The sequence below is a fragment of the Denitromonas ohlonensis genome (assembly GCF_007625205.1).
In the GTDB taxonomy this organism is placed as follows: domain Bacteria; phylum Pseudomonadota; class Gammaproteobacteria; order Burkholderiales; family Rhodocyclaceae; genus Nitrogeniibacter; species Nitrogeniibacter ohlonensis.
This window is the reverse complement of the sequence record NZ_VMNI01000007.1, coordinates 405,856-419,389: the sequence shown is the minus strand read 5'-3', so window position 1 is coordinate 419,389 and position 13,534 is coordinate 405,856. Positions and strand designations below refer to the sequence as shown.

Sequence of the window (13,534 nt, the reverse complement as noted above, 5' to 3'; positions counted from 1 at the left end):
TTTGGTGGAGGTAAGCGGGATCGAACCGCTGACCTCTTGCATGCCATGCAAGCGCTCTCCCAGCTGAGCTATACCCCCGAAAGAGCGTGCCATTCTAGCCTGCTTACGACTCCCAATCAAGCAACTTTCACCTGTTGCTCATTGCAGTTGTCGTCTAAACAACCGCATTAAATCTGGCGGAGTGGACGGGACTCGAACCCGCGACCCCCGGCGTGACAGGCCGGTATTCTAACCAACTGAACTACCACTCCACACCTTTCGGTGTCTTGGCCGGTGCCACCGGCCAAATCAAAGGCTGCCAAACTTCTCTGGCAGCCTTTATGCAACTTGGCGTCCCTACGGGGATTCGAACCCCGGTCGCCGCCGTGAAAGGGCGGTGTCCTAGGCCTCTAGACGATAGGGACCTGTTCTTTGGTGGAGGTAAGCGGGATCGAACCGCTGACCTCTTGCATGCCATGCAAGCGCTCTCCCAGCTGAGCTATACCCCCGAAAGAGCGCGCATTATAGGTGGCCATTTAAAAGCTGTAAACCCCTTTTTGACGCGACTTTCAGAAGTCTTAGGAATCGGGTAGCACCTTGCCCGGATTCATCAAGCCGCGCGGATCAATCGCCTCCTTGATACGGCGCATCAAAGCCAGCTCGACAGTCGATTTATAACGCACCAATTCCTCGCGCTTGAGCTGACCAATGCCATGCTCGGCGGAAATCGAGCCATCAAAACCGGCAACAATGTCATGCACACAACGATTCACCGCTTCCGTTTGCGCAATCAAGGCGGCGTTTTGCGTCGCATCGACTGAGGAAATGTTGTAGTGCAGGTTTCCATCACCCATATGGCCAAAAGCCACGATGCGCGCGGCTGGATAGTCAGCGGCCAATGCCCGCTCGGCCGATTCAAGAAAAGCGGGAATCACACTGACGGGCAATGACACATCGTGCTTGATGCTTAAGCCCTCGATTCGCTGCGCCTCGGAAATATTCTCCCGGAGCGCCCACAAGGCCTCGCACTGGGCGACCGATGCAGCAATCGCCGCATCGCTTACCAGGCCTGACTCAAACGCGTCGGCGGCAAGCGCCTCCAGCGCCTCATCAAGTCGGGTATCCGCCGCGACGTCGGAGACCTCGAGCAAGACCGACCATGGCGGGTTCTGTGCCAGCGGCAAGCGCGCACCCGGGATGTGGCGCAAAACGACATCGAGTGCGTTCTGACTGATCAATTCAAATGCCGACACCCGCTCACCAAGGCGATCTCTCGCTGCCCCCAGGAGCGCCAGTGCTGCCTGGGGGTCAGTCACGGCCAGCCACGCGACTGCGCGCTGCTTCGGGCGCGCCATCAAACGCAACGTGGCGGCGGTAATCACCCCCAGCGTGCCCTCCGAACCGATAAACAACTGCTTGAGGTCGTATCCGGTGTTGTCCTTGAGCAGCGAACGCAAGCCATTCCAGACCGTACCGTCAGGCAGCACCACTTCCAGACCAAGCACTTGTTGGCGGGTGTTTCCGTATCTAACGACATGCACGCCGCCAGCATTGGTGGCGATGTTGCCACCAATCTGACAGCTCCCCTCAGACGCGAGCGATAGCGGAAACAGGCGGTCTGCGCCCTCAGCGGCCAGCTGAATCTGGGCCAGCGTGCAACCCGCCTCGACCAGCATCGTGTTATCGACGGGATCGATAGCCCGTACCGCCTTCAATCGATCCAGCGCCAGAACGATGACGGCGTCGTCCTCGCGCGGCGTTGCCCCGCCACACAAGCCGGTATTCCCCCCCTGGGGGACCACGCCAACACCGAGCTCATGGCAAAGGCGCATCACACTGGACACTTGCGCGACATCCGATGGACGCACCACCGCATACGCGGAACCGTGATACCGCCCGCGCCAGTCAGTCATATAGGGAGCCTGATCGTCAGGACTGGTGAGGACATAAGACTCACCAACACACACCACCAAGCGCCCCAGCAAGGCTTCATGCATCATGCCCACCTCCTTCGTGACCCAAGGCATATCGGATCGCCGGCATCATCCGCGCAACCGCTGCCTCGCCTTCCGCAATGGTTTCTTTGGCTCGATGGTAGTCCATCGGCCCGACCTGCCCGACACGCGGCGCAATCAAGACGTCAGCCGGCTCACCTGCCAAACGACTGCGGGCAATCCGGACCTGCATGATATTGATGCTGGTATTGAGCACATCCAGCATGGAGAGCTCATCATCTTCGCTATCCTTCCCGTTCAAACCAAAGCGGTCGAGCAGACGCTCCGCCCAGCTTCGCTCGGCACTGGGCTCAACAGCAGGTTTCTTTCCGTGCGGGAGGCGGCGTTTCGCTCTTCCGACGATGTCGGACCCCAGATCGACCGCAATCACGATGTCGGCGCCCATGGCGCGGCACAGCGACACCGGCACCGGATTCACCAACCCCCCATCGACCAGCACTCGGTCTTTTTCGACAACTGGCGTGAACAGCCCGGGCAAGGCAATGGAAGCACGCACAGCGCGGGCAACACTGCCCTCCTTTAGCCAAATTTCCCGGCCCGTCTGGAGTTCTGTTGCAACACAGCCAAAGGGGAGCTGCAATTCGTCGAAGTCGAGCGTCGCGATCTCGCGCTCGAAATAGTCGATGAGGCGGTCGCCTTTGATCAGCCCGCCCTTGAGGCTGACATCAAGAAGCGACACCACCGACTGCCATGTCAGCCGCTCAACCCAGGTCGCCAGTTTTTCGAATTCGCCCGTCGCCTCCGCAGCACCAACAAAGGCGCCGATGGAGCAACCGCTAATGATGTCCGGGTGAATGCCTTCGCGCTTGAGTGCGCGAATAACGCCGATATGCGCCCAGCCGCGGGCCGCCCCGCTTCCGAGCGCCAGCCCCAGCCTGGGGCCGTCACTCAAACTGCGGGGTTGTTCCAGATCATGCATGGCGAGCCCTTTTGAGCAAATGGCGACGCCGGCGGGCTTTAGCTGCGAGCGTCGTCCTGTAACAGGTCGGCGTAAAGATCGTGGACGTCACAATCGGTAATGCGCACCTGAACGAAATCACCCACCTCAAGATGGTCGGCTCCCGGAATGTAAACCAAACCGTCGATATCGGGCGCGTCGCCAGGTGATCGCGCCACGGCGCCATCGTCATCAACATCATCCACCAGCACCGTCATCTCGCGGCCAATCTTGGCTTCAAGACGCTGCGTGCTGATGTCTTCCTGGAAGGCCATCAAGCGCGCACGACGAGACTCGCGGACGGCTTCGGGCACAGGATCTCCCAGCGCATTTGCGGCCGCACCCTCAACCGGTGAGTAGGCAAAGGCCCCTACCCTGTCCAGATCGGCCATTTCGAGGAAGCGAAGCAACTCTTCAAAGTCAGCCTCGGTCTCGCCGGGGAAGCCGGTGATGAAGGTTGAGCGGATCGTGAGATCCGGACAGATGCTGCGCCACTTACGGACCCGCTCCAACACGTTCTCGGCACTGGCCGGGCGACGCATGGCTTTCAAAATCCGCGGGCTCGCATGCTGAAACGGCACATCGAGATAAGGCAGGATCTTGCCTTCGGCCATCAGCGGAATCAGGTCATCCACGCTCGGATACGGGTACACATAGTGCATCCGCACCCAGATACCAAGCTCACCCAGCGCGTTGGCCAGTTCAAGCAAGCGGGTCTTGACCGGCTTGCCGCCCCAGAATCCGGTGCGGTACTTCACATCGACACCATAGGCACTGGTGTCCTGAGAAATCACCAACAACTCCTTGACCCCGGCCTCGGCCAGCTTTTCGGCCTCACGCAGCACATCGCCAATCGGGCGACTGACAAGGTCGCCACGCATCGACGGAATGATGCAGAAGGTGCACCGATGATTACAGCCTTCGGAAATTTTCAGGTAAGCGTAGTGCCTCGGGGTCAGCCGGACACCCTGTGGCGGCACCAGATCCAGAAACGGGTCATGCGGCTTGGGCACGTGCGCATGGATCGCCTGCATCACCTCGTTGGTCGCATGCGGGCCCGTGACCGCCAGCACCTGCGGGTGGGCATCCAGAATCACGTCGGACTTGGCGCCGAGACAGCCTGTCACGATAACGCGACCGTTTTCTGCCAAGGCCTCACCGATGGCATCGAGCGACTCGGCGACCGCCGCATCAATAAATCCGCAGGTATTGACGACCACCAGTTCCGCGTCGTCGTAGGACCCGGAGACTTCATACCCTTCTGCCCGCAAGCGGGTCAGGATATGCTCGGAATCAACGGTCGCCTTCGGGCAGCCGAGGGATACGAAGCCCACTTTAGGGGCGGCGGAGTGACTCATATCGACTCACTCCGAAACACGATACTCAGGCGCAGATTCACTTCTTATTGCTACTCGTTTTACGCGGATCCACAGCGACGTCATGGTTCGTCTCCTGAGGATTCTGCGAATAGTTAGGGAACTGGAAGCCCGAGAACAGATTGCGCGTCTGGCTTTCCACTTGTTCTTGCATCTGGGTGAGCATCTTCTTGCTCTGCTCCATGTACGCACCCATCATGCTCTGCATCGCCGGCCCCTGGAAATTGAGGAACTGAGCCCACAAGTCCTGGCTGATCGGGCTGTTCTCGCCGTAGATCGAGCGCGCCTGATCCTGCAGTTTGAGCTGCATGTCGGTAAACGCCTTGATGTTGTTTTCCAGGTACTTTCCCATCATCCCCTGCATGGCATTGCCATAGAAGCGAATCATGTGGGAGAGCAGGTCACTGGTAAACATCGGCGCACCGCCCGCTTCTTCTTCAAGAATGATCTGAAGCAGAATGCCCCGCGTCAGGTCATCTCCGGTCTTTGCGTCGACGACTTTGAACTCATCGTTGGCCAGCACCAAGTCTTTGACGTCGGACAACGTGATGTAGGAACTGGTACGTGTGTCGTACAAGCGTCGGTTCGGGTATTTTTTGATCAATCGCAGTTGGTCTGGCATTGCATTCGTCTCCACGCGGCGGGTAGTTTGCCCACTCTCAAGCGAATTATACCGCGGTGCGCAAAGAAAAACCCCGCCATAGGACGGGGTTTCGTGTGACCGGTTTCGCAACGCGGCACGATTACGACATGTGCAGACCACCGTTGATGTTCACGGTTGAGCCGGTGATGTAGCCAGCCATCTCGGATGCCAGGTAGGCGCACAGACCGCCGATCTCTTCCGGCTTGCCCAGACGCTTCATCGGCACCGTGTCGGTAATCGCCTGGCGCACATCATCACGAATCGCCATGACCATGTCGGTGGCGATGTAACCCGGGGCGATGGCGTTGACCGTCACACCCTTGGTGGCGAGCTCCTGAGCCAAGGCCTTGGTAAAGCCCAGCACCCCGGCTTTGGCAGTCGAGTAGTTGGTTTGACCCGCCTGACCCTTGACACCGTTAACCGACGAAATATTGATGATGCGGCCCCAGCCACGCTCTGCCATTTTGGGCGAGATGTGATGAGTGACGTTGAACAGGCTGTTCAGGTTGGTGTTGATGACAGCTTGCCACTGCCCCGTTTCCATCTTGGGGAAGAACTTGTCGCGCGTGATGCCCGCGTTATTCACCAGCACGTCAACCGAGCCAATGTCGCTCTCGATCTTGTCGATCATCACTTTGCAGGAGTCGTAGTCCGAGACATCGCCTTCGGCCACCAGAAACTCAAAACCCTGGGCTTTCTGGCCGTCAAGCCAAGCATCCTTCTCCGAATAGCCCGGCAGGCAGTTTGCCACCACGGTCATGCCTTCCTTGGCAAAAGCCTGGCAGATCGCCGTTCCGAGCCCACCCATTGCACCGGTAACCAATGCGATTTTCTTGGTCATAATCAACCCCTATTTATGTGTCTATGTCTTGGGCAATCGCGCTGCTACCGCACACAACCGCCTCAGTCGATTGCGCAACGCACGACATGCCTCAGGCTGATTATAAGCACAAAACGCAAGAAAATATTGCAACGCACCATAATTCCACAAAAAGAAGGCGCACCGAGGTGCGCCTTCTTTCACGTCTGACCTGAAACGGTCAGAACATGTGCTGCCCGCCGTTGATCGAAATGTTGGCGCCCGTCACAAAAGCAGCCTCTTCAGAGGACAGATAAGCGACCAGCCCGGCGATTTCTTCCGGCTTGCCCAGACGGCTGACCGGGATCTGCGGAAGAATCTTGGAGTCAAGAATCTCCTGCGGAATCGCCATCACCATCTTGGTGCCGATGTACCCCGGAGAAATGGTATTCACGGTCACGCCATTGCGCGCCACTTCCAGTGCCAGCGCCTTGGTAAAGCCATGCATACCGGCTTTTGCTGCCGCGTAGTTGGTTTGACCAAAAGCGCCTTTCTGGCCATTGACGGATGACACGTTGATCACACGACCCCATTTGCGCTCGACCATGCCATCGATGACTTGCTTGGTCATGTTGAAGACGCTATCGAGGTTGGTGCTGATGACAGCGTCCCAATCCGCCTTGCCCATTTTCTTGAAGGTCATGTCGCGCGTAATACCCGCGTTGTTGACCAACACGTCGATCGGGCCGACATCTGCGGTCACACGCGCGACGCATTCTTGGGCGGAGTCGAAATCAGCGACGTCGCAAGGAACAGCGCGGAAACCATACCCCATACCATTCATCGACTGCAGCCACTCCTCAGCCTTGGAATTGCCCGGTGAGTGCGTGGTCACCACGCGATAGCCAAGTGCTGCAAGTTTGATGCAGACGGCCTCACCCAGACCGCCCATACCACCTGTTACCAGTGCAATACGCGCCATATCTCTCTCCTCTCCCTTCATTATCCAGGGGCTTTTCGTATCCCCGGCAGTGCCCCTCTACCGCTGCCGGGCGGGAAATCGTTTCGAATCCGCCGTCAGGACTTTTCCTTCACATAACGTCCGGGGGCCGGCTCGATCGTTTCGTACTTGGCGTTGCCCAAACGTCCGCGAGCAGCAATGGATTTGCCACCGCGCTTCTTGAGCCACTCAATCCAGTGCAGCCACCAGCTTCCGGGTTGCTCGTCGGCGGCCTCAAGCCACTCTTCGGCCGCCGCCGACTGCGACGCACTGGTCCAGTAGCTTCGGCGGTTCTTGCTTGCCGGGTTGATTGCGCCGGCAATATGCCCGCTGGCACCGAGCACGAAGGTGGTCTCTCCACCCAGCAGTTTACGCACCAGGTAAGCGCTCTCCCACGGAACAATATGATCTTCCCGCGCGGCGAGCAAATACGCTGGCACATCGACTTTGCCCAGATCAACCTTGACGTTGAGCATCTTGAGCCGGCCGGGGACCCGCAGGTTGTTCTCAAGGTACATATTCCGCAGATACCACGCCAGGAACGGTCCCGGCAGGTTGGTGCTGTCCGAGTTCCAGTAGAGCAGATCGAAGGCGGCCGGCTTGTCGCCTTTCAGGTAGTTGCCGACAACATACTGCCAAACCAGGTCATTTGCCCGAAGCGCGGAAAACACGTTGGCCAATTCCTGGCCAGGCAGCAGCCCGCCCTTGCCGATGGTGGCTTCACGTGCGGCCACCGAAGTTTCGTCGATCAGGCAGCCCAGTTCGCCAGCGTTGGCGAAATCGAGCAAGGTAGTCATCAGGGTGAGGCTTTCGACCGGATCTTCGCCCCGCCCCTTGGCCACGGCAAGCGCCGAAGTAAGCAAGGTGCCGCCTACGCAGAAACCCAAGGCATTCGGCTTTTTGACACCGGTGATCTCACGAACAACCTCCAGCGCCGCCAGGGGGCCGTGCTCCAGATAGTTGTCCCACGTCGCTTTGGCGAGATCTTCTTTCGGGTTCTTCCATGACACCAGAAACACCGTGAAGCCCTGTTCGACCACAAAACGCACCAGCGAATTGTTGGCCTGCAGATCCATGATGTAGAACTTGTTGATGCACGGCGGCACGATCAGCAACGGCGTCGCGGCAACCTTGTCGGTCAGCGGCGAATACTGAATCAGTTGCATGAATGCGTTTTCAAAGACCACCGCCCCCGGCGTCGTCGCCAGGTTCTGGCCGACCTCAAACGCACCGTCATCGGTCATCGAAATACGGCCTTTCTCCATGTCGGCGAGCAGGTTCTGGATGCCCACGGAAATGCTCTCGCCCTTGGTTTCAAGCGCTTTCTTGATGAACTCGGGGTTGGTCGCGGCGAAATTGCTCGGCGCCAGCGCATCAACATATTGCCGGGTCAGGAACTGCATACGCGCTTTAGCGCGGCCGTCAGCCACCGGAAGGCTGTCGGCAACTTGCGTCAGATACTCGGCATTCAGCAAATAGGCCTGACGCAGGTAGTCATACATCGGGCTTTCCTGCCACGCCTCGGACGAGAACCGGCGGTCGCCTCGCGGCGCTTCGATCAGCGGCTCTGAAGCGCTTCCAGGCTGACGCTGCAGCATGTGCGACCACAGCTGCGCATGGCGCTTGGCGAAGTCTTGCTGCAATGCCGACAGGGCTTCAGTCTCAGGAACGGGAATGGCCCCACCCGTTTTCTGAATCGTCTCGCTGTGCTTGCCGACGACATCGAAGAACTGTTTTGCAAACTGCTCGCCAAACTGGAACATCTCGGTCACGTTGGGGAACGTGGGCGTCTTACGATCGGTCATTCTGACTCCCTGGGGCCATTCGCTACGCCGCTACAGTCGGTCGTGCGAAGGGCGTTACAATCTTGCGATGTACATCATCGCTATCGCCTGGCTCTATGTGGCCCTTATGGCAGCTATCTCCGACACTACCGTGGTCGGTGGCGTGCTGACCTTTATGTTTATGGGCGTGTTGCCAATGAGCCTCTTCTTGTGGCTATTCGGCACACCGGCACGCCGTCGTAAACTACGCGAAAAAAGCAGCGATATCGACTCCGACGCACAGCACAGCGAATCCAGCCGGGATCAATAATACCCGCGCGGCGCAATCTGGCAATCGCTTCGGTGCATTCCATCTCACGGCCGCACCGCAGCAAACACCCGAAATCCCGGGCGTCGATGCGATGGCCGATGCCCCGAATCGCGGTGCCAACAAGGCCATTCTCAATGAGTGGAAAGCCAGATCATTGCCGCCATCCGACCGGTTTGACCATCACGCCGGTACGAAAAAAAACGTTGCGGATCGGCCAGTGTGCATAGATTTCCGCCATAGACCTGCCGCAGGCCGCACGCTGCGAGCCGCCTGCGCGCCAGCGTATAGAGATCAGCCAGCCACTTGCCCTCAGCGATTGATGATTTGAACGCCACAGTGGCGCCCGCATCGTCATCCACGAAGGCGTGCCGGACCTCATCACCGACTTCAAACGCGTCCGGGCCAATTGCCGCCCCCATCCAGGCAATGATTTCACTGGCGGGCGCATCCATGCCGGCCACGGTCGCTTCGAGCACGCCGGATCGCAGACCCCGCCAGCCCGCGTGCGCGGCGGCGACGACCGTGCCGGACAGATCGCAGAAAAGCACCGGCAAACAATCTGCCGTCATGACACTGCACACCACCTCCGGCACGCGCGTGGTCGACGCATCGGCCGTCGAGCCCGGCATGATTTGATCGGCGGTAACACACTGAACACCATGCACCTGATTCAACCAGATCGGGTTTGAGGGGAGCTCGCGGGCGATCACGCGACGGTTTTCCGCGACGGCCAGGGGGTCATCCCCCACGTGGTCGCCCAGATTCAAACTCGAAAAACAGCCCGCGCTCACACCGCCGGCACGCGTCGTCATCAGCGCCTTCACGCGTGGCGGGGCGGGCCACTCCGGGATCAACAGATGGGCCGCCCTCATACCGCCGCGTCCGCGACAATGCGGATCAATTCCTGCATATCGTCGGGCATGGGGGCGGTCCAGGCCATGGACTCACCGGAGCTCGGATGAATAAGGCCCAGCTGAAAAGCGTGCAGTGCCTGCCGGGGAAAAGCCTGCAAGGCGGCATTGAGGCATCGCCGCTTGCCATACACCGGATCGCCGACCAAGGGGTGCCCGACATGCGTCATATGCACCCGGATCTGATGCGTCCGTCCGGTCTCTAGCTGGCAGCGCACGAGCGTACATTCGTCAAAGCGGCGTTCAACGGAGTAGTGCGTCACCGCCTCACGCCCCTTGCCCACCACAGCCATACGGGTGCGCTGGCTGGGATGTCGGCCGATCGGCGCATCCACGGTGCCACCGGTAGAGATCTGCCCATGAGCAAGCGCCAGGTACTCACGACGAACCGTGCGCGCCTGCAACTGGCGCACGAGATCGGTCTGGGCAGGCAGCGTTTTCGCCACCACCAACAGACCGCTGGTGTCTTTGTCGAGTCGATGCACAATGCCAGCGCGCGGCACGCGTGACAGTTCGGGGCAATGAAAGAGCAAGGCGTTCAACATGGTGCCTTGCCAATTGCCACTGCCCGGGTGAACCACGAGGCCGGCGGGCTTGTTGAGGACGATCAACGATTCGTCTTCGAAAACAACCGTCAGATCAATGGCTTCGGCCGCGTCGGCAACGGCTTCGGGTGGTGGCGGAACATCGATGACGAGGTTCTCGCTCCCCCGCACACGGAATTTGGGCGGCACCTGGCGGTCATCGACCAGCACGCGCCCCTCCTTCACCCATGTCTGAAGCCGATTGCGCGACTGCTCGGGCAAAAGTTGCGCCAACACCTGGTCGATACGCATGCCGGCGCAAGCGTCAGGCACAATGAGGGGCAGATCCGAATCATCTTCGGGGTCTGCGCTATAATCCGCGCGATTAATCACAAGAGACAAGAGCGTTTTCGATGGCCAATAAGATCCTTCGCAGTTTAGCGGTAATCGGCGCCCTGTTGCTGGCCGGATGCAGCGCAACACCCGACGAGTTCGACGAGACCGCCGGCTGGAACGCCCAGCGGCTCTACTCGGAAGCCAAGGAATCGATGTCGGACGGCAGCTATGACCGCGCGATTCAGATGTTCGAAAAGCTCGAGGCACGCTATCCGTACGGACGCTATGCCCAGCAGTCGCAACTTGAAGTGGCTTACGCCTATTACAAGTCCGATGAAGCCGCCTCGGCACTGGCCGCTTGCGACCGCTTCATCAAGCTCCACCCGAACCACCCTAACGTCGATTACGCCTACTACCTGAAAGGGCTGGTCAACTTCAACGAAGATCTCGGCCTGCTTGGCAGCCTGGCCAACCAGGACCTGAGCGAACGCGATCCGCGCGCCTCGCAGGAGGCCTTCGATACATTCCGCGAACTGGTGAAGCGCTTCCCCGAGAGCCGCTACGCCAATGACGCACGCCAGCGCATGCAGTACCTGGTCAATGCGCTTGGCTGGCACGAAGTCCATGTCGCGCGCTACTACCTCAAGCGTGGCGCCTATCTGGCGTCGGCCAATCGCGCCCAGGCAGCGCTGATTTCCTACCCGGAAACCCCGGCGACCGAAGAAGCGCTGTATATCCTGACGCAGGCCTACGACAAGCTCGGCATGACCCAGCTGCGTGACGACGCCACGCGGGTACTGAACGCGAACTTCCCGCAGAGCATCTATCTGAGCGGCGGTCCGAAAAGCGACAAGCCCTGGTGGCAGTTGTGGTGAGTACCACTCGCCATGGATGAGCTTGTTCGGGCAGCCATGGCGAAATGGCCGGATGTTCCGGCCGTGTTCGGATGGTTGTCGCTGGACGCACGCGGCCGCTGGCGCATTGCCGATACGCTGGTAGAACATACCGGCCTGGCAAGCTTCATCGGCCGCAACTATCTTGCCGACACCGAAGGGCGCTGGTATTTCCAGAACGGCCCGCAACAGGTGTTCGTGTCACTGGCCTACACCCCATGGGTGCTTCGCCTCGCGGCCGATGGCGCACTGACGACGCACACGGGCAGTACGCCTGCCGCCCCCTCCGCTGCCTGGCTGGATGAAGAAGGCAATCTGCTAATCGGCGATTCAGACGGCCAGATCGGCCTGCTGCACGATGCCGACCTCACTGTCGCGATCGAGCATCTGCGCGACATCGACGGCAATTCGATCGACCCCGACTGCTTGCTCGATACGAACCAATGGCCGGCCAACGCCGGCCTGTCCCTGGCGACTGGCTGGATTGCACTCTCGCCCATCCAGCGCAGTGAAGTGGCCGCCCGCTTCGGCTTCACGCCAGAGCCAACGGCCACTGACGATCACTGCCGGCCGTAAGTATCCTCAAAGCGGACGATATCGTCCTCGCCCAGATAACTGCCTGACTGCACCTCGATCATCTCGAGTGGCAAGCGTCCGGGATTTTCGAGGCGATGCGTGGTTCCCAGGGGAATATACGTCGACTGATTCTCGCTGAGCAGGAAGGTTTCCTCGCCCCGCGTCACCCGCGCAGTGCCGCTCACCACAATCCAGTGCTCAGCCCGGTGGTGATGCATCTGCAAACTCAGGGACGCGCCCGGATTGACCACAATGCGCTTGACCTGAAAACGCTCGCCACTGTCGATCGAATCGTAATAACCCCACGGGCGATGGATTTTACGGTGTGCCGACGCTTGCGGCCGGTTCTCGGCTTTGAGTCGCGCGACGATTTTCTTCACGTCCTGGGTGCGTGACTTGTTCAGCACCATCACGGCATCCGGCGTTTCAACCACTACCAGATCACGCACACCGATGCAGGCCACCATGCGATCAGTCGCGATGGCCAGGCTGCCCTCGGCATCTTCGAACAGCACATCGCCCTGCCCTGAGTTGCCTTGCGCATCCTTGTCGGCGATTTGCCACAAGGCGTCCCAGGCACCGAGGTCGGACCACGCCGCGGCCAAGGCAACGACCACGCCCGGGATTCCCAGGTCGGCTCGAGCCGCCAGATGCTCCATCACCGCATAGTCGATCGAATCCGATGGGCAGGCAGCAAAGGCCGCAGCATCCACCCGGATGAAGTCAGCGTCGCGACGGCAGGCGGCCATCGACTGCTCGCAGGCCGACAGAATTGCCGGTTGTAGCTCACTCATCGCGCGCAGCCACACACTGGCCTGCACCAGAAAAATCCCGCTGTTCCACAGATAGTCGCCGCTGGCGACATAACGCTCGGCGGTCGGCATGTCGGGCTTTTCGACAAATTCCGCAATCGCGCGAACACCGTCGGCGGCCTCAGCGCCGCAACGAATATAGCCGTAACCGGTTTCCGCCCGCTCGGGCACGATGCCGAAGGTCACCATGGCGCCCTGGCTGGCCATGCGCGCACCAACCACCACGGCCTGCTGATAGGCGTCGCGGTCACCGATGACATGGTCGGCCGGCATCACCAACAGCAAGGGATCATTGCCATCGCCAACTGCCGACAAGGCGGCCAGAGTGAGCGCCGGCGCCGTGTTTCGCCCGACGGGCTCAAGGATGATCCGGTCGCTGGACTTGCCAATGGCGCGCAGTTGCTCGGCCGTCATGAAGCGATAGTCTTCATTGCACACCACGATCGGGCAATCGGCCACGGTGCATTCGCTGGACAAGCCGTCGAGCCGCAAGGCGGTGGCTTGAAGCATGGTCTCTTCACCGGCGAGCGCCAGAAGTTGCTTGGGGTATTGTTCCCGCGACAAAGGCCAGAGCCGGGTACCGGATCCGCCAGACAGGATGACAGGCTGTAACTGCATCAATCACTCCACGATACGGCC

General features: G+C 59.8%; 13 protein-coding genes and 4 tRNA genes. 3 read left to right on the top strand and 14 right to left on the bottom strand.

The annotated features are described in order from the left end of the window. Positions 1 to 2 precede the first annotated feature (2 nt). The 11 genes from FHP89_RS09200 to FHP89_RS09150 form a co-directional block, all read right to left on the bottom strand. Positions 3 to 78: transfer RNA gene (locus tag FHP89_RS09200), tRNA-Ala, on the bottom strand. 96 nt (positions 79 to 174) lie between these two features. Beyond that, positions 175 to 251 (bottom strand) — tRNA-Asp (locus FHP89_RS09195). 77 nt (positions 252 to 328) lie between these two features. Next, positions 329 to 404, bottom strand: a tRNA-Glu gene (locus tag FHP89_RS09190). 8 nt (positions 405 to 412) lie between these two features. Next, a tRNA-Ala gene (locus FHP89_RS09185) sits at positions 413 to 488 on the bottom strand. Positions 489 to 557: 69 nt separating this feature from the next. Then, positions 558 to 1,976 (bottom strand): FAD-binding oxidoreductase, encoded by a 1,419-nt coding sequence (locus tag FHP89_RS09180; protein WP_144173793.1) that lies wholly within the window; start codon positions 1,974 to 1,976, stop codon positions 558 to 560. Next, positions 1,969 to 2,913: a patatin-like phospholipase RssA gene (gene rssA, locus FHP89_RS09175; protein WP_144173443.1), complete on the bottom strand. Its 945-nt coding sequence runs from the start codon at positions 2,911 to 2,913 to the stop codon at positions 1,969 to 1,971. Before rssA ends, FHP89_RS09180 begins: the two co-directional genes overlap by 8 nt. Positions 2,914 to 2,951: 38 nt before the next feature. Then, complete coding sequence (gene rimO, locus FHP89_RS09170) at positions 2,952 to 4,289, bottom strand: 30S ribosomal protein S12 methylthiotransferase RimO (protein WP_144173441.1); 1,338 nt, start codon at positions 4,287 to 4,289, stop codon at positions 2,952 to 2,954. 37 nt (positions 4,290 to 4,326) lie between these two features. Next, on the bottom strand, positions 4,327 to 4,929 hold the full coding sequence (phaR, locus tag FHP89_RS09165; RefSeq protein ID WP_144173439.1) for a polyhydroxyalkanoate synthesis repressor PhaR: 603 nt from the start codon (positions 4,927 to 4,929) through the stop codon (positions 4,327 to 4,329). A gap of 121 nt (positions 4,930 to 5,050) precedes the next feature. After that, on the bottom strand, positions 5,051 to 5,791 hold the full coding sequence (gene phbB / locus FHP89_RS09160; protein WP_144173437.1) for a beta-ketoacyl-ACP reductase: 741 nt from the start codon (positions 5,789 to 5,791) through the stop codon (positions 5,051 to 5,053). A gap of 199 nt (positions 5,792 to 5,990) precedes the next feature. Next, positions 5,991 to 6,731, bottom strand: coding sequence for an acetoacetyl-CoA reductase (gene phbB / locus FHP89_RS09155; RefSeq protein WP_144173435.1), 741 nt, complete (start codon positions 6,729 to 6,731; stop codon positions 5,991 to 5,993). Positions 6,732 to 6,826: 95 nt separating this feature from the next. After that, a complete protein-coding gene (locus FHP89_RS09150; protein ID WP_260851535.1) occupies positions 6,827 to 8,554 on the bottom strand; it encodes a PHA/PHB synthase family protein in 1,728 nt (575 codons plus the stop codon). Between the two features lie 67 nt (positions 8,555 to 8,621). Here FHP89_RS09150 and FHP89_RS09145 point away from each other — a divergent pair, with 67 nt between their 5' ends. Then, entirely contained in the window at positions 8,622 to 8,843 is a 222-nt protein-coding gene (locus FHP89_RS09145; RefSeq protein ID WP_144173432.1) for a hypothetical protein, read from the top strand. 131 nt (positions 8,844 to 8,974) lie between these two features. Here FHP89_RS09145 and pgeF read toward each other — a convergent pair whose 3' ends face one another. Next, the gene (gene pgeF, locus FHP89_RS09140; protein WP_260851534.1) at positions 8,975 to 9,655 is read right to left on the bottom strand and encodes a peptidoglycan editing factor PgeF; all 681 of its coding nucleotides are present in this window, start codon (positions 9,653 to 9,655) and stop codon (positions 8,975 to 8,977) included. Between the two features lie 56 nt (positions 9,656 to 9,711). Beyond that, complete coding sequence (gene rluD, locus FHP89_RS09135; protein ID WP_391525574.1) at positions 9,712 to 10,671, bottom strand: 23S rRNA pseudouridine(1911/1915/1917) synthase RluD; 960 nt, start codon at positions 10,669 to 10,671, stop codon at positions 9,712 to 9,714. Between the two features lie 20 nt (positions 10,672 to 10,691). On the opposite strand from rluD, the gene FHP89_RS09130 reads away from it, so the two are divergent. Together FHP89_RS09130 and FHP89_RS09125 are read left to right on the top strand one after the other, a co-directional pair. Next, the gene (locus FHP89_RS09130) at positions 10,692 to 11,489 is read left to right on the top strand and encodes an outer membrane protein assembly factor BamD (RefSeq protein ID WP_144173429.1); all 798 of its coding nucleotides are present in this window, start codon (positions 10,692 to 10,694) and stop codon (positions 11,487 to 11,489) included. 12 nt (positions 11,490 to 11,501) lie between these two features. Continuing rightward, the gene (locus FHP89_RS09125; RefSeq protein ID WP_144173427.1) at positions 11,502 to 12,083 is read left to right on the top strand and encodes a DUF2946 family protein; all 582 of its coding nucleotides are present in this window, start codon (positions 11,502 to 11,504) and stop codon (positions 12,081 to 12,083) included. On the opposite strand, the gene FHP89_RS09120 is transcribed toward FHP89_RS09125, so the two are convergent. Next, complete coding sequence (locus FHP89_RS09120; RefSeq protein ID WP_144173425.1) at positions 12,068 to 13,513, bottom strand: mannose-1-phosphate guanylyltransferase/mannose-6-phosphate isomerase; 1,446 nt, start codon at positions 13,511 to 13,513, stop codon at positions 12,068 to 12,070. The genes FHP89_RS09125 and FHP89_RS09120 overlap by 16 nt on opposite strands. Between the last annotated feature and the right edge of the window lie 21 nt (positions 13,514 to 13,534).

What these genes read in the sequence shown, in the direction of transcription:
- FHP89_RS09180 (WP_144173793.1), bottom strand. Translation starts at nt 1,976, where the DNA reads ATGCATGAAGCCTTGCTGGGGCGCTTGGTGGTGTGTGTTGGTGAGTCT.
- rssA (WP_144173443.1), bottom strand. Translation starts at nt 2,913, where the DNA reads ATGCATGATCTGGAACAACCCCGCAGTTTGAGTGACGGCCCCAGGCTG.
- rimO (WP_144173441.1), bottom strand. Translation starts at nt 4,289, where the DNA reads ATGAGTCACTCCGCCGCCCCTAAAGTGGGCTTCGTATCCCTCGGCTGC.
- phaR (WP_144173439.1), bottom strand. Translation starts at nt 4,929, where the DNA reads ATGCCAGACCAACTGCGATTGATCAAAAAATACCCGAACCGACGCTTG.
- phbB (WP_144173437.1), bottom strand. Translation starts at nt 5,791, where the DNA reads ATGACCAAGAAAATCGCATTGGTTACCGGTGCAATGGGTGGGCTCGGA.
- phbB (WP_144173435.1), bottom strand. Translation starts at nt 6,731, where the DNA reads ATGGCGCGTATTGCACTGGTAACAGGTGGTATGGGCGGTCTGGGTGAG.
- FHP89_RS09150 (WP_260851535.1), bottom strand. Translation starts at nt 8,554, where the DNA reads ATGACCGATCGTAAGACGCCCACGTTCCCCAACGTGACCGAGATGTTC.
- FHP89_RS09145 (WP_144173432.1), top strand. Translation starts at nt 8,622, where the DNA reads ATGTACATCATCGCTATCGCCTGGCTCTATGTGGCCCTTATGGCAGCT.
- pgeF (WP_260851534.1), bottom strand. Translation starts at nt 9,655, where the DNA reads ATGACGACGCGTGCCGGCGGTGTGAGCGCGGGCTGTTTTTCGAGTTTG.
- FHP89_RS09130 (WP_144173429.1), top strand. Translation starts at nt 10,692, where the DNA reads ATGGCCAATAAGATCCTTCGCAGTTTAGCGGTAATCGGCGCCCTGTTG.
- FHP89_RS09125 (WP_144173427.1), top strand. Translation starts at nt 11,502, where the DNA reads ATGGATGAGCTTGTTCGGGCAGCCATGGCGAAATGGCCGGATGTTCCG.
- FHP89_RS09120 (WP_144173425.1), bottom strand. Translation starts at nt 13,513, where the DNA reads ATGCAGTTACAGCCTGTCATCCTGTCTGGCGGATCCGGTACCCGGCTC.